The sequence below is a fragment of the Segatella baroniae B14 genome, from assembly GCF_022024235.1.
Taxonomy (GTDB): domain Bacteria; phylum Bacteroidota; class Bacteroidia; order Bacteroidales; family Bacteroidaceae; genus Prevotella; species Prevotella bryantii.
Map to the genome: position 1 here is coordinate 638,959 of NZ_CP091800.1, position 20,356 is coordinate 659,314.

The 20,356-nt window shown below is 44.5% G+C and carries 14 protein-coding genes; 11 read left to right on the forward strand and 3 right to left on the reverse strand.

What is annotated here, in order from left to right:
- The first annotated feature begins 87 nt into the window (after positions 1-87).
- Positions 88-4,116: a hybrid sensor histidine kinase/response regulator transcription factor gene (locus tag L6469_RS12680; protein ID WP_074803372.1), complete on the forward strand. Its 4,029-nt coding sequence runs from the start codon at positions 88-90 to the stop codon at positions 4,114-4,116.
- Positions 4,113-5,261 carry a dienelactone hydrolase family protein gene (locus tag L6469_RS12685; RefSeq protein ID WP_006281850.1) on the forward strand — a complete coding sequence of 383 codons (1,149 nt, stop codon included), beginning with the start codon at positions 4,113-4,115 and terminating at the stop codon, positions 5,259-5,261. Before L6469_RS12680 ends, L6469_RS12685 begins: the two co-directional genes overlap by 4 nt.
- A 95-nt stretch (positions 5,262-5,356) precedes the next feature.
- On the opposite strand, the gene L6469_RS12690 is transcribed toward L6469_RS12685, so the two are convergent.
- Positions 5,357-5,530: a hypothetical protein gene (locus L6469_RS12690; RefSeq protein ID WP_223918722.1), complete on the reverse strand. Its 174-nt coding sequence runs from the start codon at positions 5,528-5,530 to the stop codon at positions 5,357-5,359.
- A gap of 148 nt (positions 5,531-5,678) precedes the next feature.
- Here L6469_RS12690 and L6469_RS14845 point away from each other — a divergent pair, with 148 nt between their 5' ends.
- From L6469_RS14845 to L6469_RS12705, 4 genes are all read left to right on the forward strand, one after another.
- Positions 5,679-5,825: a hypothetical protein gene (locus tag L6469_RS14845; protein WP_143067230.1), complete on the forward strand. Its 147-nt coding sequence runs from the start codon at positions 5,679-5,681 to the stop codon at positions 5,823-5,825.
- A 522-nt stretch (positions 5,826-6,347) separates the two neighbouring features.
- Positions 6,348-6,890 (forward strand): hypothetical protein, encoded by a 543-nt coding sequence (locus L6469_RS12695; RefSeq protein WP_006281849.1) that lies wholly within the window; start codon positions 6,348-6,350, stop codon positions 6,888-6,890.
- 9 nt (positions 6,891-6,899) lie between these two features.
- Positions 6,900-7,040 (forward strand): DUF4372 domain-containing protein, encoded by a 141-nt coding sequence (locus L6469_RS12700; RefSeq protein ID WP_006281848.1) that lies wholly within the window; start codon positions 6,900-6,902, stop codon positions 7,038-7,040.
- A 21-nt stretch (positions 7,041-7,061) separates the two neighbouring features.
- A complete protein-coding gene (locus L6469_RS12705) occupies positions 7,062-7,610 on the forward strand; it encodes a hypothetical protein (protein ID WP_006281847.1) in 549 nt (182 codons plus the stop codon).
- A 1,145-nt stretch (positions 7,611-8,755) separates the two neighbouring features.
- Here L6469_RS12705 and L6469_RS12710 read toward each other — a convergent pair.
- Together L6469_RS12710 and L6469_RS12715 are read right to left on the reverse strand one after the other, a co-directional pair.
- The gene (locus L6469_RS12710) at positions 8,756-10,840 is read right to left on the reverse strand and encodes a RagB/SusD family nutrient uptake outer membrane protein (protein WP_074803188.1); all 2,085 of its coding nucleotides are present in this window, start codon (positions 10,838-10,840) and stop codon (positions 8,756-8,758) included.
- 49 nt (positions 10,841-10,889) lie between these two features.
- Complete coding sequence (locus L6469_RS12715; RefSeq protein ID WP_050787953.1) at positions 10,890-14,015, reverse strand: SusC/RagA family TonB-linked outer membrane protein; 3,126 nt, start codon at positions 14,013-14,015, stop codon at positions 10,890-10,892.
- A gap of 961 nt (positions 14,016-14,976) precedes the next feature.
- On the opposite strand from L6469_RS12715, the gene L6469_RS12720 reads away from it, so the two are divergent.
- From L6469_RS12720 to L6469_RS12740, 5 genes are all read left to right on the forward strand, one after another.
- Complete coding sequence (locus L6469_RS12720; RefSeq protein ID WP_162091558.1) at positions 14,977-15,954, forward strand: OmpA family protein; 978 nt, start codon at positions 14,977-14,979, stop codon at positions 15,952-15,954.
- A gap of 11 nt (positions 15,955-15,965) precedes the next feature.
- A complete protein-coding gene (locus tag L6469_RS12725) occupies positions 15,966-16,952 on the forward strand; it encodes a FimB/Mfa2 family fimbrial subunit (RefSeq protein WP_006283266.1) in 987 nt (328 codons plus the stop codon).
- Positions 16,953-16,970: 18 nt separating this feature from the next.
- Entirely contained in the window at positions 16,971-17,867 is an 897-nt protein-coding gene (locus L6469_RS12730; protein ID WP_006283267.1) for a fimbrillin family protein, read from the forward strand.
- Between the two features lie 79 nt (positions 17,868-17,946).
- A complete protein-coding gene (locus L6469_RS12735; RefSeq protein WP_006283268.1) occupies positions 17,947-18,972 on the forward strand; it encodes a fimbrillin family protein in 1,026 nt (341 codons plus the stop codon).
- 64 nt (positions 18,973-19,036) lie between these two features.
- Positions 19,037-20,299 carry a fimbrillin family protein gene (locus L6469_RS12740; RefSeq protein ID WP_006283269.1) on the forward strand — a complete coding sequence of 421 codons (1,263 nt, stop codon included), beginning with the start codon at positions 19,037-19,039 and terminating at the stop codon, positions 20,297-20,299.
- Positions 20,300-20,356 lie beyond the last annotated feature (57 nt).

The window sequence follows — 20,356 nt, forward strand, 5'->3', positions numbered from 1 at the left end:
CATCGAACGATTTGTAGTCCTATTTTGACTGAATTTCGTGTGTTTTTTTGTATCTTTGCGCTTAATTAAGATCTATTGAGAATATACATGATAAAATACATACTAATACTGACCTCTTTTATATTGGACTTATGTTTTCTTCAAGCCCAAACCATTCAGGTGAAACAACTTGGACAAGAACATGGTTTGTCTAGCGACTTTGTGATGAGTATGGCTAAAGATAAACAGGGATTTATATGGGTCGCTACAGAGCAGGGGCTAAATCGCTTTAATGGTTCTCAGTTTATCTCGTTATATAAAAGAGGTACTCAATCTATCTCTGGTAACGATCTTAATTGTTTGCTCGATGATCCGAAAGAAAAGAAGATGTGGATAGGTACACAGCGTAACGGATTAGATGTTTACGATTATGAGAGCAATACTTTTCGCTATTATCTGCACGATGCCAAGAATATTCATAGTATAGCTACCAATGATATCACGTCTTTGGCGCCTAGTCTGGATAGCAGTATCTGGATTACGACCTATTGGAATGGTATCGATTATTATGACCGGCAGCATGATCGGTTTATTCATTATAATCAGAAAACGGTAAAAGGTTTGCATACCAACAGCAACTGGTGTGTTCTCGATGTGGGGGGTGGACTGATTTATGCAGGTCATGTGCGAGGTGGATTCAGTATTATCGATACCCATAATCGTACTGCTCATACTTTCCGGCATCAGGCGAATGATCCTTATTCCTTGTCGGGCGATGATGTACATTGTATTTTCCGTGATAAAATGGGGAACATCTGGATTGGAAGTGATGGTGGACTCGATTTATTTGATGCTGTGCATGCCCGATTTGTACATTATGGTAAAGGGGTGGTTGGTAATTATTGTATCTTCGATATCAAGCAGTTGAGTGATGGGAGACTGTGGATAGCTACCGAACTTAATGGTGTGGTAATTCTTCATCTGCAGGCCATGTTAGGGGCAGGTATGCTATATCCACAATTTCAGTTTATTCGTGAGGGCGATTCCGATCATGATCTTTCGGGATCGAGTGTACGATGCATATTAGAAGATGACTATCATAATGTATGGTTGGGCTTATATGGTGGCGGCGTTAACTTTATCGCGCATCGTAAACCCTTATTTTCACAGATCCTTTATTCCCCTGTTAATCCGAAACAACATCTGTCTATCAAAGCGGTCATCGGTATGGCTTTCGACCGTCAGGGGCGTCTCGTTGTCGGAACGGATGGCGATGGGGTTAACGTATTTGATAAGAATGGCTATCGTGTAGCTTGTGATATCGACTTGCCAGGCCGGTCTGTTCAGGTGATTCATCGGGATAGACAGGGTAACTTATGGTTGGGTTGCTTTAATGATAATCTCTATGTGCAAAGTGCTCATGGAGGTGGTTTGCGACGCATTTTTTCTGAATCACAGGATATCCGGTGTATGTACGAACTGTCCGACAGGATGTTAGTGGGTACGAGCAATGGTCTTTTTGTGATTAAGAAAGCAAGCTATGAGGTCATCGCCAGGGCACAACTCACCGAAAGTTTGATTCGAAGTATCGACAGAGATCGTCAGGGTAACTATTGGATAGGAACTTTCGGAGGCGGTGTCGTGATTTGTTCACCGCAGTTCAAGCAGCTTAAAAACCTTACACTGCAAGAAGGATTACCTTCTAATACGGTCAATGACGTGCATCTCGCTAAGAATGGACACATGTGGCTTGCTACCAGCAGTGGACTGGTGGAAGTTAGTCATCCTGAAAAACCGCAGTTTGTGGTGTACAGCCATAACAATGGTTATGCCGATAATAATGTGCGGGCACTGGCTGAGGATAGTCGGGGGAATATCTGGATGAGTACGGTGAAGAGTATCAGCTGCAAATTGGCAGGTAGAAAGTCGTTGGTAAGTTACGATTATCGCGACCATATTACGATGGGCAACTTTAATCCCTCTAGTGTGGCCATATCTCCAAAAGGGTTACTCTTCTTCGGTAGTACACAGGGGATAACCTATTTTGATCCAACGCGAGTATTGCGAAAAGAACAGGCCCCACAGGTTTATCTTACGTCGATGCATCTTGCAGGCTGTAATGGGGTCGCTGATAGTATCGTTCTATTGATGAATAAGAAGGCGGTAGATCTGAGGTATACTGACAATACTTTTACCGTAATCTTTAACAGCCTCAACTATGCCCTGCAAGGCGAAGTGGAGTATGCTTATCGCCTGAAAGGCTTATCGGATGACTGGACGACGATAGCAGATAATCGGGTTACTTTCCGCAATTTACCTTACGGCAATTATACCCTTGAGGTAAAATGCAGATTACATAATCAGGAGTGGTCTCGTCATCTCTCTTCGATAGATATATGTGTTAATCCTCCGTTCTGGCTCTCCTGGTGGGCTAAGATGATATACTTGGTTATTTTCGTCTTGGCTGTCTTCTATATCGTCTATTCCTATCGTAAGAAAATTCGTCTGGAATATCTGTTATCGGCCGAACAGCATAAGCATGAACAGGAACAGTTGCTCAATGAGGAGCGTATGCGCTTCTTTACCAATATTACGCACGAGTTGCGTACACCACTGACCTTAATTATCGGTCCTCTTTTAGATATGAGTAAGAGCATCGATATTCCTATCAAGGAAAAACATCGCCTTCATATTATTCTCAATAGCGCCGAACGACTTCGTAAGCTGATTACCCAAATCCTGGAATTCAGAAAAACAGAAACGGATACGCGTGAACTCTCGGTAACAAAAGGTAATATCGTCGAGGCGGTAGAAAATATTACCCGGAAATATATAGAATTAAATCAGAACCATGAAGTCCAGATACGGTTTGAAGCTCCTGAGTCTGATATCGAAGCCTATTTCGATAGAGATATGTTGGCTATCATCGTTGACAATCTGATGTCGAACGCCTTAAAATATACGGAGCGTGGCTCTGTTATATCGCGTGTCGCGCGTCGTCGTGAGGGTAATCAGCATCTTATCGATATCATCGTAGCCGATACGGGGTATGGTATAGCAGAAAGTGCTCTGCCGCATATCTTTGAACGATTCTATCAGGAAAATGGTAAACATCAGGCTTCTGGTACGGGTATCGGTTTGTCGCTCGTCAAAAAACTCGATACCTTGCATCAGGGTACTATTCGTGTGGAGAGTAGTGTGGAGAAGGGGAGTACCTTTACTGTAACACTTGACGAAAACAATATTTATCCTTCTGCCATTCATGGTGTAGAACCCGCTGTTATGCTGGAGGATAAGACGAACAGCGACAGTTCTGCTGACACCGATAAGAAGCGTGACAAGGCAATCGAAACCGATGAAACCATTCTGGTTATTGAGGATAATGCAGGTATCCGCCAATACATCGCCGACTCCCTCTCTGATCGTTTCACGGTGTATCAGGCTGCCGATGGGCGGGAAGGGTTGGCCAAGGCCCTCGATCTGATACCAACCATCGTTATCAGCGATATCATGATGCCTGCTATGGATGGCAATGAACTCTGCAAGGCGCTGAAGACAGATATGCGTACCAGTCATATCCCTGTCATTCTTTTAACGGCCAAGGATAGTAATCAGGCGAAGGAAGAAGGGTATGAGGCAGGAGCTGACAGTTATATCACGAAGCCATTCAGCCGTTCGCTGCTTGTGACTCGTATCGATAATCTTATCGCCCAGCGCAAGCGTATTATTACATCATTTTCTTCGCAGTCGGTTGATAAGACATCGTCCATGGATGAAAAGCATAAGATATTCATGGAATCCATGAATAAGAATGACCAGCAGTTCTTTGAGCGTTTTCATGCTTTAATCGATGAAAATATGAAGGGTACACTCGATATGGATTATCTTACCGGCAAACTCAATATGAGCATTTCGAGTATGTATCGTAAAATTAAAGCGCTTACGGGTATCGGTACTAATGAGTATATCCGGCATTACAAGATGCATTATGCTGAAAAACTCCTGCTCGAGAATAAATATACGATTAGTGAAATCGCTTACGAAGTGGGGTTCAGTAGTTTACCTTATTTTAGAAAATGCTTTAAAGATGAGTTTGGCGTAAATCCTAGTGACTACTTAAAAAAGATAAAATCATGAGAAAAAGTCTGTTGACCGTATGTCTCTTGAGTGCGGTTTGTCTTACTGTATATGCACAGAAGCGAGAAAAATATGAGTTCAAGCGTAATCTTCCCGTTTATGCCGAACAGTTAATCGCTGATTTAGATTATCCTTTATCATGGGAAAATAGTGGTATCAAGAACTTTAATAAATGGCGAAAGAAAGCACGTCAAAAAGTGTTCGACTGTATGTTGATGCCTCCTCCTGCACCGTCTCATGGCTATGAGACGAAAGTGCTCTATGAAGAACAGCGTGATGGCTATAAGGCGAGAAAGATAGAGATTCGTTTATCTCGCTATTATACCGTGCCGGCTTATGTCTTAATACCTGATGGTAAGGGACCTTTTCCTGCTGTCAATGCCCTGCACGATCATGGGGCACACCTCTTTATCGGTAAGGAGAAGATGATTCGCCCCTTGGCTTGTGAGACGGATGAAGTGAAGCGTGATGCCGAAGAATGGTCTGCGGGATATGGTGGTCAATTCTTAGGCGACTATCTTGCCAAGCATGGCTATGTTGTCTATTCTGCCGATGCACCGATGTGGGGAGAACGTGGACAGATGGAAGGTGCCCGTCGTGATAAATATGATATGATAGCCGGCAACATGATGATGTATGGTATCGATCTCTCTGCCTGGATGACGTATGATGATATCTCTGGTACAGAGTTTCTGGCTCAAATGCCGGAGGTAGATAGCAAGCGTATAGGGTGTGTTGGATGGTCTATGGGAGGGTATCGTTCGTGGATGTTGGCTGCGTTGAGCGATCGTATTCAGGCGAGTGCCTCTGTCTGTTGGATGGTAACGACCGACGAACAGATGAGTTTTAAGTATAAGCGTACAGAGAATGGTGGTTTTGCCAACTGTCTTCCTGGTTTACGTCGTTGGTTAGACTATCCTGATATAGCCAGCCTTGCTTGTCCGAAAGCCATGCTCTTGATTAACGGAGAAAAGGATAAACTCTTCCCTGTTCCTGGTGTAAAGAAAGCATTCGACAAGCTGCATGCGATATGGAAAAGTCAGCATGCCGAAGATAAACTGCAGACTGAACTATGGGATATTCCTCACAGTTGCGATAAGAAAGCACAACAGACGATACTTGAGTTTTTTCAGAAACACTTGTAAATGGCGTGTTTCAATCTGTCGTCTTCATCATGAAAATACGGATTAATCAAACGGAAAAGCCTGATGTATTATCATACACCAGGCTTTTCATTTTTTCAAATAATCTGATAACCCAAATGTTTGCTGGCATCAAAAGTACCTTGTCCAAGAGTAGAAGCACAGTTGAATGCTTTCCATCGACTTTCGAGGGTCTTGGTGCGTGCCAAATCTTCCCATCGATGACTTTCGCCTATCAGGTCACGAATATGAAAGTTACCTATTGAGTACAAAAAAAAGTTAAAAAAATAAACAATGTTTCTAGTTTATATATAATTTTGTAAGAAAATTAATCACTTATTTTTTATATATCTGATTAAGTCGTATAACTTAATTCTATTATGGCCAAATGAATTATCATGAAAACAAAAAGATGGAAATATAAATTCTGGTAATCGTGGTGAATTTAAGGAGAGGTATAACGGCAAAGAATTTGACCGTTCGAATGGTCTTGATACTTATGACTATTTAGCTCGCATGTATGACCCTTCATTGGGCAGATTCAAGAGGAAATATAATCATGAATGAAACGAATGCGTTATATTAGGAAAGGATCTCAGAAATCCAAAAAACAAATAATATATTTAATCATTACAGGGTTGTCTTTAATATCTTGCAGACAGTCCCTTTTTGAAGTAATTACCCATAACAATGTTGGATATTGGTCACGATATGACAATGGAGTAATCACGGAGTATTCTAAAAGAGATTCTTCTGTCAAATTTCTTGATGATGATTGGACATATCATACGCATGTACCACAACTATGGGGCCTTAAATTCAAAATAACGAACGATACAATGTTCTTTTATACTATTAGAAGAGGAAATATAATCATGGTTGATACAACACATATTGTTGGTTATAATAAGAACACTTTATTTATAAAAAACAAATTATCAGAAGATGTCATATGGCATCGTAGAATTAAAAAAAGACAACGATGAACCCCGTCTTTTAATCTTATTACGGCTACCACGACTAAATGAAGCTTTGACCTATCATTACTAATGTCAAGGATCATTTTAATACACCTAAAATTTACAAAAGATGAAAAAAGTTTTATTTATATTTATTGGAATAGTAATAGGGGCAATTTGCACAACTTTTGTTTTCATGTTTAATTATAAGAAGGATATTTCTTGTGCAAATAGAACTTCTTTAATAGAAGATAGTTTAAAGCAACAAATTGTAAAATATGGTAATCATGATGCCTATTATGAATTATATGCATTGTGTTTTCCTGATGATGAATTATGTTTCCCAACCCAAAAGCATTATGATATTTTATTCTATGATTTGCTTATGGCAGAGAAATATGATGATATGTATGCATGTTATGAGGTTTATTATTTATTAGTCGGATATGAAGATAACATGTTCGCTAATAGTAAAAATACTGAGATAAAAGAATTGGCACTTTATTATCTTAGAAAAGGATCAGATTTAGGCCATTATAATTGTGCAGATATAATATATAATCTTCTCAAAGATAATAAACTTCCTCGCCAAGATTGGAAACCAATGCAATATTATAAGGAAAGAGCTGATTCTTTGCGTTCTGTAATGCTGTCCCCAGAAAATCTAGAATAGACTTCTAATTTGTTCACCGACCGTACCAGCCTTCGTGACATCGAGGCGACACAGAAAGCGTTCTCTGCTAAGCTGTATCACTCTGGCCTGAAGTTTATTCCTAAGTACACACTTGCGTATATGGACGAGACAAAGGACTGGCCTATTTAATACACCTAAAATTTACAAAAGATGAAAAAAGTTTTATTTATATTTATTGGAATAGTAATAGGGGCAATTTGCACAACTTTTGTTTTCATGTTTAATTATAAGAAGGATATTTCTTGTACAAATAGAACTTCTTTAATAGAAGATAGTTTAAAGCAACAAATTGTAAAATATGGTAATCATGATGCCTATAATGAATTATCTTACTTGTGTTTTCCTGGTGATGAATTATGTTGTATGCCAACCCAAAAGCAATATGATATTTTATTCTATGATTTGCTTATGGCAGAGAAATATGATGATATGTATGCATGTTATGAGGTTTATCGTTTATTATTCGGATATAAAGAAAACAACATGTTCGCTAATAGTAAAAATACTGAGATAAAAGAATTGGCACTTTATTATCTTAGAAAAGGATCAGATTTAGGCCATTTTAATTGTGCAGATATAATATATAATCTTCTCAAAGATAATAAACTTCCTCGCCAAGATTGGAAACCAATGCAATATTATAAGGAAAGAGCTGATTCTTTGTGTTCTGTAATGCTGTCCCCAGAAAATATAGAATAGACTTCTAATTTGTTCACCGACCGTACCAGCCTTCGTGACATCGAGGTGACACAGACAGGGGTGTGCTTCATTTGAAATTATTAACAATAAAATATCAACTTCTTTATTTTTACAAGAATGCGTTATATTAGGAAAGGATCTCAGAAATCCAAAAAACAAATAATATATTTAATCATTACAGGGTTGTCTTTAATATCTTGCAGACAGTCCCTTTTTGAAGTAATTACCCATAACAATGTTGGATATTGGTCACGATATGACAATGGAGTAATCACGGAGTATTCTAAAAGAGATTCTTCTGTCAAATTTCTTGATGATGATTGGACATATCATACGGAGGTATGGGGCCTTAAATTCAAAATAGCAAACGATACATTGTTCGAATATACTATTAGAAGAGGAAATATAATCATGAATGAAACAATACCAATTGTTGCTTATAAAAAGAATATTATTATTTTAAAAGGTGATACATCAGAAAATGTCATATGGCATCGTAGAATTAAAAAAAGACAACGATGAACTCAGTGCTTATCCAATTTAGACTCGTTATGCCTATCAGAAAAAACAGTCTTCTCTCAGCTGATGGATTTTGTTCCAAAGTATGAGTTGAGCTACGCTCTGTTCACCGACCGTACCAGCCTTCGTGACATAAATAGTTAGAAAATGAAAATTTTCATAAATACGATTGCCGGCATTGCTTTTATTGGACAATTGATAGCTTTCATATTTAATTGTCTGACTCTACAGAAACTAGAAAGTATTGTAGATGAATTATTTAACTATGCTCTATTTGCCGGATATTTATGTTCTTTATTATCTGTTGCTTTCTTTGTAATAATATATAATTTCAATCTTTGTTTTTTGCGGAAGAAGATGATCAATATACTTTTCCTAGCAATTGTATTACTGGGAGGATATGTTCTTATCTCCCAATTGTTTGTTCAACATGATTTTATTCTTACATCATGTTTGTTGCTATTATTTGATATATATATTGTTAGAAAAGTTCTTCATATCTTATGCACTGCGTCAACAAAATCCGGAAAAGCCTGATGTATTATCATACACCAGGCTTTTCTTTTTTCAAATAATCTGATAACCCAATGAATCAGTATGTATTCGATGATCGGGTATCCATACTACTAATATCCAGGATTTTGCATAGCTTCTTTTTGAGCGTCTGTCAGATTGCTGCCATCTTCATTTGTGATTCCGTCTAAGAACGACTGTGGAATCGGGCGATAGTAATGTTTGCTGGCATCAAAAGTACCTTGTCCAAGAGTAGAAGCACAGTTGAATGCTTTCCATCGACTTTCGAGGGTCTTGGTGCGTGCCAAATCTTCCCATCGATGACTTTCGCCTATCAGCTCACGGGTACGTTCATTCAGGATGAAACACATGACTTTGTCGTATTCTGACGATAGATCCAAAGCTTGATAGATAGGGGTGTCGGTAGGAGAATTCAGAATATCATCTATCGAATTCAAATGCATCTCGCTCTTGGTCGATTCGGTGGTTTCTGCGATATTGTTCGACTCATAATAGGTATTGGTCTCACAATAAATAGCAGCAGTGGTACCGCTACGACCAGCTGTTCCTCCAGAGCAGTATGGATTGTTTTTATACGCCTGTCCACCGTCTACATGCTTACTTCTATTTTCACCAGACGCATAGCCGGCACGGTCGCGCACCTTATTGAGGTAGGTGATGGCATTCGTATAGTCTTTCTGTCGGGCGTAGGCTTCTGCCACCATCAGCACATCGTCAGCTGAGCGGGCGATGATAGCATCTCGAGTACCAAACTGTGAACTGTAATCTACACGATAGCCATCACGAAATTTGCTGAGTGCTACTGATCGGTTAATGGCAGGCATCAGATTATAATAGTTACCCGTGGTATTGCTGCTCGAAATATTCCAACTGAAGTTCTCGCCTTTGTAGTAGCGTACAAAACAGTGCTGTGGAACGAGTTTGCCATCCTTGAGCACAGCATCTTCCGATTTCTTTCCGGTAAAATCGGTATAGCGAGTATCACCCGGATTGTTGACAATATACTTGATAGCGATATCACCCGAACCAAAGCGCTTTTCACCGACAGCTGTTCCTGCAGGAGCTACGCCAGCAGCCACGGCTGTAGAGTCATAGCTTGGTGCACCCGACGCACTGTTACAGTTATAGGTAGTGATGAAACTCTTCCAGAATCGGGAGTCGTTTACCCGATCGAACACTTGCATACTATACTCGGTAGCGCTGACATAGCAAAACTCACGGTCGCCGGATATATCACGAAGACATCCGCCAAGGTTTTGATATACACTTGGATAATAGAGGTGCATCTGGTTGCCATATCTTCCCCAAGTGTCGTTATCGTCAGAGAACTGTGCTGCCAATACGACCTCGCTTACATTTTCGTTATCACCATTCGGTGCCTTGTAATCCCAGAGTTCTACGAAGTCATTGCAAAGGGGATGAGCGTCGATGACTTCCTTGCCATATTTGATAACAGCCTGAAGGTCAGCTTCCTGGTAATTCGTATTCCAACTGCTGTACAGTTCTGAGGCACGGAATAGATGTGCTTTAGCCAGGAAGTGTGCTGCAGCGCTCTTCGTAATTCGGCCTGTAGCTTCGCCCTTCTCTGGTAACAGCTCATAAGCCTTTTCGAAATCAGAAATGATTTGCGCATAACACTCTTCTTCGCTGTTTCGGGTAAAGTAGGTTTCTACACCTGTAGAAGGATTGAGTTTGAGAGGTACACCACCAAACTGCTTGACGAGTTCGAAATAGCCATAGGCACGAAGGAAATAGCCTTCGCCAAGACGGGTGTTATAGGTAGCCGACGAGCTACTGTAGTATTGCGGTACATTGTTGATAATGATATTAGCCGGTTCTATCAGACCGTACATATTATCCCACAGCGGTTGGTTAGCGCCGGTCTCACTGGAGTTAAGACTGGTAGAATACGCATTCCAGCCCGTCATATTGTTAGCACCACTGGTAAATTCATCGACACCCATATTGTAGCACTCTATGCCCCAGATGTAGTTAAACTTAAATTTGAGTTTACTATACGCACCTGTTACCAGTTCGTCGATACCATCCTGTGTGGTATATACCTGTGTGCTTTTAGATGTCGTTAGATTTTCTTCCAGAAAAGAGTCTCCGCATGATGTTAAGGCTAATGCGGAAGTGAGCGCTATAGAAGCGATATATTGATAATGTAATTTCATGATGTTTTTTTTATTCACGTTAATAGGATACATGAAGTGGAGTAGTGGGTTAGAAACCGATGTTGAGGCCTACTACCCAACTGCGAATGGTGGTATACGAACCATAAGATGTGCTATTGTTATCATAGTTGATCAGGTCGGTATCCAGCCATTTCACCTTCTTGTAAATCGTAAAAGGATTTTGTGCCTGTACATACACTTTCAGACTGTTCAATCCGATTTTCTTGAGTTGACGCTGACTGAAGTTGTAACCCAAAGAGATATTACGCATCTTGATATACGAACCATCCTGGTAGTTCATGGATGAAGAGTAGGTATCAGCAGCACCGATACCGTTACTACCTGGTGCATAGTATTCAGCATCCTCGTTTTCACCTGCTATCCAGTAGTCCACATCACGCATCATGTACATACCGCCCAGTGTTTCTGCACCCTTGTTTACCGTGAATTTCCATCGGCTATAGATGAAGAAGCTCAGCTCCCAGTTTTTATAGTTGAACGTGTTATTCCAGCCAGCCGACCAGCGTGGACGTATTCGGCCTACTATCCGTCGGTCGTTGGCATCGATCTTGTCATCCTCGTTCATATCTTTTATCTTGATCTGTCCCGGTTTGCGGTCATACTTAGCCGCCTCTTCTGCCTCAGATGTTTTCCAGATACCATCGTATACATAGTCATAATATACACCGATTTCTTCGCCTACAAACCATCTGTTGTTGACATCCTCGGTTACACCATTCGCCAGCGCCGTAATCTTATTACGGTCGAGCGACCAGGTAAGTGTGCTGCTCCATGTAAAGTCGCGTGTCTTTACTGGTATCGCATTGAGCGACAAGTCGATACCCCAGCCGGAGGTAGCGCCCACATTGGCGTAAGTAGAGGTGTAGCCTGTAAGCGACGGTATCGTCATAGCCATCAGCAGGTCGCGCGTTCTGCTGGTATACACATCGAGCGTACCATTGATGCGATTATTCAGGAAACCGTAATCCAGACCGAAGTTCCATTGGTAGGTTCGTTCCCAACCCAAATCCTGGTTTGCCATCTTGTTCGGGCTCTTCGCTGAAGCATCCGATGGAACAGAACCGAGTGAGGAGGTGTCTGATCCCCAGTTATAATATAATGTCTGTACAGCGCCTTTGGTGCCATAGGCAGAAATCGCATAGTTGCCTGATATACCCCAACCTACGCGTACTTTCAGGTTGCTTACCCAGTCTACCTTGCTCATAAAAGATTCCTGGTCTACTCTCCATCCTAAAGAGAATGATGGGAAACTGGCCCATTTATGTCCTTCGGAAAGACGGGAACTGCCATCCCAGCGAATACTTGCCGTAGCCAGATATTTGTCTTTATAACTGTAGTTACCTCTTATCATATAAGACGCCAGCTGATCTTCGGATAGACCGGTAGAGTAGGTCAGTGGGTCGGCATTCGAACTCATATTATACCAGAGCTCTTCTGATGTAGCTACATTCGCCTTCAGCGTAGCGGTTTCATAATGCGAAGAAGAGGCACTTTGCAACAGCGTAAGACCCATCTTGTGGTGTTGAGCGAAGGTCTTGTTATAATAGAGCAAGTTATCCAGTGTCCAGGCTACACGCTGGTAAGGCGTATATTGCGCCACGTTGTTTCCTGCACCATTGATACCTTCTTCATCGTAGAATGTACCCTGGCGATAGTATTGCAATTCGGGACCAAACTGGATACGATAAGAAAGACCCTGGAGGGGTTCCCACATTTCACCGAAGTCAAGCTGTGCGAAAGCACTACCATTGATACGGAAGTTTTTACGTTTATTGGTCGTGTAATTGATCTCCTCGATAGGATTTTCGAGTGTTGCATTATAGGCGAATGGAGTCGTCACCAGATTGCCATTACTGTCATAAGGTACCGTCCATGGTATCATAGACCGCATCGCACTGTAGTAGCTGCCCGCACCCGTCGTACTCTTGGCATAGTTATAGCCATAATTCTGATCACCGTACGAAGCATTCATCGTAACTCCCATAGCAAACCACTTCAGCGGTTTGATATCGACAGAATTATTAAATGTAAATCTCTGATAAGACTGACCTATTTCTGTACCTTTCTGATTCAGGTAGCCGAAAGAGCCGTATGCTTTGATCTTATCCGTACCTCCCGACACACTCAGGGTATGCTCATGCGTTATACCCGTCTGTTTGGCTTGCGACGTCCAGTCATACGACCCCACCTTGCTGGCATCGTAGGTACCATTACTCCAGGCCTGTTCGATGTTTGACCATCCGGCAGAACTGCCAAAGAATTTGTAGTCCAGGTCGTAATCAGGTGCAAAATCGCTGCTCGAATTATAGCTGCCTGCATTATAATACGCATAGCGTGCATACTGCAACCATTCAGCAGCCGTCATCCAGTCTGCCACGTCAGACAGTGTCGAAACGGTGAGCTTACCAGAATAATTCACAGAAACCTTACCCTCTTTTCCTTTTTTTGTCGTCACGATAACCACACCGTTAGCACCACGGGCACCATAGACAGCGGTAGCCGAAGCATCCTTCAGTACCTCGATACTTTCGATATCGTTAGGGTTAATACCGTCAATACCATTATTCTGGATAATCATACCATCTACGACATACAGAGGCGAACTGCTTGCGCTGATACTGCGCTGTCCGCGAATCGTGATCGAGCCCACAGTACCCGGTCGTTGTGAGTTGGTAATGTCCACACCAGCCGTTTTACCCTGCATACCCTCTAAGGCATTACTCACCGGCATCGCTGTAAGATCCTTACTGTCGATATGAGCCAGCGCTCCCGTCACATCACTTTTGCGCTGTACACCATAACCTACCACAACCACCTCATCCAGAAGTTCGTTATCTTCTTTCAGGGTGATATTAATACTCGCACGACCGTTTGTAGATATATTTTGCGGTTTATATCCCACGTACGATATACTTAATGTAGCCTTGTCAGCTACATCTTTGAGGATGTATCGACCGTCAAGATCGGTCACCACTCCTTGAGATGTGCCTTTCACGAGTACGCTTGCCCCAATAATAGGCTCTCCATTCGTGTCAGTCACGGTACCCGATATTGTTTTTTGCGCCATAGCATAGCCAGGGCATAGCGTTATCAGGCTTAGCAAAGTTAGTTTGGCACCATAATGGTCCCAATTACCACAATTCAATTGCTTCATGTTTTTAGTACTTTTATTATTTTTATTTAGGTTTGAAAAACAAATCTTTTAATTAACCAATTATAAGAGAAATGTACTATCCGTCGCGGACATCAACATCTTATCTCAGAAATAAGAAGTTTGTGTTAAATAAAAATTCTGTTTATCTCAGTGTTTTTTATGGGATTATATCTCATTTTTGTGTTTCGATGCAAAAGTATCAGTTTATCAGGCATATCAACTTTGAATTATGATATTCAGTCTATAATATTTGATTTTTTTCTCTTGCCATAACACCACTCGGTGCAAAAGATGCTATTTATATTTTACATGGTAATTGAAAAGTGTACCACTTTCCAATCGTCAGCAAAAATACTTTTTTTTCAGTAAACGACCAAGTATAATCTATAAATACATAGTTTTCTGTTATTAAATTCCTGTTTTTCTTCAATCTGCGATTCTCCGTTCACTTGTGGTCATTGCCGACGCTCTGGCCAAACGTGGCCTTGCCACACTTCGCTATGACGATCGCGGTTTCGGGGAATCAAAGGGCGATCCGAGCGTATATGTCTTGTTTTATACACTGAAAACAAGACAATTATCATTTTTTTTCTTTTTTTTTTTTTTTTTGAAAAAAGATTAATTTTATTAATTATTTTTTATATATATTTGCAACAGAGATAATATTCGCAACAAACAAACTATTATTTAAATTCACATTCGCATCATGAAAAAACGGTTAAATCTGAATACTATCGGAGTAAAATCGATGGCCAAATTCCATTTGCTGTTTATAGCGTTCATGTCTATAGGCACGTTACCGGCCTTAGCCCAGGATAGCCTTCGTGACTATCAGCGTGGCTGGTATGTAGGTCTTGGTGGTGGCACCTCGTTTGGTCAGGCCACGTTCCGTAGCATCACCGAGAGGCAGACACATGTTGGTTTTCAAGCCGGTGTCTTTGGCGGCTATCAGTTCAGCCGCTTGTTCTCCTTAGAAGCCCTCGCCACGATGGGCCGTCAGAAACAGACCTCGCTCGATTGCGATCCGTTCTGGCTGTCTACCGACGGTGATATCAGTTTTGCTCCTGTCTTAGGCAAGCAGGGCAACTACTATCGTGACCTGGAGGCCAAGACCTCGTGGATACGCTTCGGTCTGCAGCCTAACTTCGATGTGTTGTCGCTTTTCACGAAGCCTACGACTAAGTGGTCGCTCAACCTCTCTCCACAGGTGTCAGCCGTTACAACCCGTACCAAGCATCTTGCTGAAGGATATGAGAACGAGTTCAAGCGTCAGTGGCATTTCGGTGTTGGCGGTCAGGGTTCCTTGGGCTACCGTGTTGCAGAGAACTTCGGTCTTCAACTCTATGGCGGTATTACGTGCCTCACTGGCGACCGATTCGACAATATTCCTAAGTACAAGCACAAGAGCAACCTGATCTATGAGGCAGGTCTGAAGTTGGCCTACCACTTTGGCAAATCGATCAAGTCTAAACCTGTATTCGAGGCTCCAGTCATCGCTACAGAGCCAGAACCGGTCGTAGAACAACTGCCTGTAGTCGAAGAACAACCGGGCATCGAGAAGCAACTTGTTGTGGAGGATCAGCCTGTAGAAAACGCTACACCGAAGGCTGAAGCTGCCGCCGATTTACCAACAATCTACTTTGCTCACAACAGTCACCGTTTGACACAGAAAGAGGCCGATAAGCTCAATGCTGTGGCAGAGATGCTGAAAGCACAGCCGGATGTAACACTGAGCATTAACGGATACGCCTCTGATACGGGTTCTGCGGGTTACAATCTTCGGTTAACCCAACTTCGTGCCGATACCGTTAAGATGTTGCTCAAGCGCCTTGGCATAGACGGTCACCGTCTGCATCCTGTCATCGGCAAAGGTATCGACCGCAAGGCACCAACCGGTAAGGAGGCCCGCCGTGTAGAATTGATGATGAACGAAAAATAACACATGAGCTTATGAAAACATCTATTAGAAAGAGAATAAAGACGGCTCTTATATCTAACATTTTAACTCCCCTTCTTTTGGGAGGGGTAGGGGGAGGTCTTCTCACTGCCTGTTATCACGACAAGCATGAGTTCCAGCCCAATGAGTACGACGGAGAGTCTGTGGGATATGTCACTCCCCAACTTCTTTGGGAAAATGAGTCCGACTCAGCAGCCATCAGTTCCATTGATCATCTTTCTTTCCAGATAAAGGGCAATAATGGTGTCACCCGTTCCCGCTCCTTCTCCTCTGTAAAGGGAAGTGCAGACTGGCTGCAGCAGTTGCCGGCAGGGGAGTATGATATTCTTGTCACGGCCGATATGGACGAATCATCCGGCTACCAGTTGGTCAGCAGCGGTTCTTCTTCATCCAATAGCCTCACTCCAACCAGCGTATCATTGCAGGATTTCGCCTCGTCTCCCCGCCAGTCGTGGTATGCCGTGACCCACGTCACCATCCTCGACGGGCAGATCACCGTGGCAGACTTTACGTTGCAACGCCTGCTGTCTACGCTCACCGTCAACGTGACGGGTGTGCCTTCAGGTACCAAGGTGGCTATTGCCGTGGAGAAGGTCGCAGCAAGTGTCATGCTCACCGAGAAAGATGCCAACGGGCGCTACGGTGTGCCGATGTCAGAGCAGACCATTGCCGACTTCGGCTCCCTTTCTCCTACAGCCGATGATGCCACCACGCTCCGTCTGGACGGCAAGCGCCTGCTTCCTACAGCAGCCGGCGAGAGCCGTACACAGTTTCGTATCACCACCACCGCTGCCGATGGCAATGTGCTAGTATCTACCGCCGACTGTCCACGTATGGAACTTGGCATGTACTACACTATGAACTTCGATTATGCCTCCCTTGCTCCTTATATGCGTTTCGAGGCTATGACCATCAACGACTGGCAGGAGGGCTGGAGTTTCACTGGCGAAATACTTAATCCAACTAATAATTTAAGATAACTAAAAGCATATAACAAAATGATTAAAGCTTTAAGAATTATCCCATTCGCTGCTCTCGGTCTGTTGACCGTGGCATGTAGCAGCGATGACGCGACTTCTGCTGGGCAGCAAGCCGCCAAGAATATCACCATCGAGGCGAATATCGGTGCTATGACCCGTGCCACGACCACAGGCAACACCACGGTGTTCGACACGGGTGATGGTGTCAGTATCTATGCCTGGACAGGCTCTGCCACAGCCGTTCCTGCCAACCGTGTGGTAGATGGTGTAGTAAACAGTCTCGGTGCCGACGGCAAGTGGACACCTGCCACGCCTATGCTTTGGGCCGACATGGTGACCGCCCACTATTTCCTCGGTATCTATCCTGCACGCACAGTGACCGACTTCACTGCCGACCTTTACACGGTGGACAACACCAAGTATGAGCAGAGCGACCTGCTTGTGGCACGCCAGATGAGCGGACTCGTGGCCATGCAGAACCCCGTTTCGCTGACCTTCGACCACGCTATGTCGAAGCTCTATGTCAATCTGAACTTCCGCAACCAGTGGGACGCAGCCCCTGAAGTGGCTTCCTGCGAGGCCACGGCTGCCAAGACCTGTACCATTGACTATCTGGCCAAGACCTACGCTGCCGGTGATCAGGCAGCTGTCGCCCTTGCCGCCAAGGACGCTGCCGAGGGCTATGCCCGCAGCTTCAGCGGCATCATGATTCCGCAGACGGGCTTCCGCACCGTCACGCTCACCATCGACGGTCAGTCCTTCACCTACACCCACGACGCTGACATCCCCCTCGAGGCCGGCAAGTATACCACACTGAACCTCATCGTTGGCCGCAACAAGATTGAGGTTGGCGAGGTGAGCATCAACGACTGGACCGAAGGCACCACCATCAGTGGCGGACAGGCACTTCAGTAAGAGCCCCACTTTTGCCTCTCTGGCGAGGAGGGCTCCCATCTACAACAATTCAATATTTTTAATTTAAAGCAATACCATTATGAAAATCAAAAACATTTTCTTTGCAGCTGCAGCAGCTATGGCGCTGACGGCATGTTCCAGCGACGATGCTATCGAGACCGTACAGCAGCAGTCGCAGTTCCCTGAGGATGGTGTAATCCGCTTCACCACCAACTTGAATGATGCTGCAGATGCAGAAACCCGCGCCAGCATCACCAGCAGTGATGTGAACCAGAACGGTCAGCAGTTCCAGGTGAAGATAGTCAACCCCGCATCGGCCACCTACAGCTACTTCAATACCGTACAGTACGACGGCACTGAGTGGACACCCATAAACCGTATGCTCTGGCAGAACGACTATCAGAGCATCTTCGTGACCGCTGCCTACAAGCAGGGCAAGACATTCACCGACGGAGAGTTCGTCAACGGTGCCAGCCTCACCGTGGCTGCCGACCAGAGCACCGAGGCCCTTCTGAAGCAGCAGGACTTGTTGACCATGCCGACTAAGACCATTGCCAACCCTTCTATCGAGCAGACACTGCTGCAGAACGGCAAACTGGTCATCAACTTCTATCACGCACTGGCGAAGCTCGACGTGACGCTCGACCTGGCCAACGAGTTCTATAAGGTAGATCCGAAGCTGAACAAAGCCACCGACATCACCGAGTTCACCATCAGTGGCACCAACGCCGGCTACCAGTTCAATGCCATGGAGACTGCCAACGAGAACTACGGCACCGTGACCGCTGCCACCACTCCCGTTGCTGCCGACATCCTCGCTAACCAGAGCGCTTTCACTGCAGCCACCGAGACGAACCAGCACAGCACGGCCACCTACGAGAGCATCGTAGTGCCACAGCAGATTGCCGCCGGTGCCCTGACCATCTCGTTCAAGATCGGTACACGCTCGTTCTCTTGGACCAACATCGAGGCCATCACCCTGGAGCAGGGCAAGCACTACACGCTGCCTCTCACCGTAGGCTATGACACCGTGACCCTCAATGCCCTCGCCTTCAGCGCCAGCCCATGGGAAGACCAGCTTGGCGATAACCTCGGCACAGAGTAAGTTTTAACAGGTCAAAATGTTGTGATAACGATATAACGTAATAACGAAAAAAGAAACAATCAATATGAAAGCAACAAAATATCTTTCCATGGCAGCCCTCGCCCTCATGGGTGTACTCGCTAGCTGCCAGAGCGACGATGAGGCTGTTAGCATCACCCGTCCGAATAATGCCGTGAGTGTTAACTTCTCCGTAGGCTCGCTCCAGGGTACTACCCGTAGCAATGCCGCTGCCACCGACGACACGCAGCGCCAGTTCAACCAAGGCGACCAAATCAGCGTCAGCACCAACGATCAGGAGGCCGTCATCTTCCACTGTACGTCAACCGAAAACCAGACTTGGACTGAGGCCGAGGCCAATAAGTTCCTCCTCTGGACACAGCCTATGCTCTCCTTCTCGGCTTACTATCCTTTAACCACTGGCACGTCGATGACCGGCTTCACCCTGCCTACCGACCAGAGCAGCGTGGAGAATATCGCCCTCGCTGACTACATGACCCGCCAGAAGATCATCTCCCGTCCTGAGGGCGGCAGCGACATCCAGATGCAACTGGAGCGCAAGATGGCGCGCGTCATTGTCCGCATCAGCGGCTTCGGCGACCAGTACGATGACGACGAGAAGACCGTCAGCAACGTAAGTATCTACAGCGAAGCCAGCGGCATTGAAAACGGCTATCCCACGGGCAGCAGCACCGAAATCCTGCCATACGCACAGGGCAACGGTGGCTTGAACACCACCTACACCGCCCTCGTCGTGCCTGGCTATGGTGACGGCTCCGCCGACTTCATCGCCCTGACCGACGGCGAAAGCAGAACCCTCCTCGTGAAGGGCATCCCTGAGATGCAGGCAGGCCATAGCTACACCTTCGACCTCGTAGTGGGTAAGAACAAGATTGAGGTGGCAAGCGTCACCGTACAGGACTGGGCCACCGGCGAGATACTCGCAGGAGGACAGGCTGAAGAAGAGGTCAGCGTCATTGTCCCAGCCACCATCACCGTAACGTGGAACAAAGATGATATAACCGGAACCGGCTATGGAAAATCTTTCACCAAGGACGGTGTCACTATAACTGCCGAGGATATAGACTTCGAGTATAAGAATTTCATGCATGGCGGAACAATCTCCACCACCCTCGGCAACTTCACCAAGATTGAAGTAACAGCTGATGATATTCATGAATTTTCAGGCACAGGCTGGTCGGGCAGCAATAAAAAACAGACCTGGACCGGCACTCCTGCCTCCAGCGTATCGTTCAGCGGCAATATTATAGGTATGGTGCCGTATAGCGGCAATATTAATTTTGTGTTCACCATTGAGCCGACGAACTGAACGCTCCCCGCTCGGGTTCTGTACCACGCGTGAGGTAAACGATATCGTTCTTTGAAC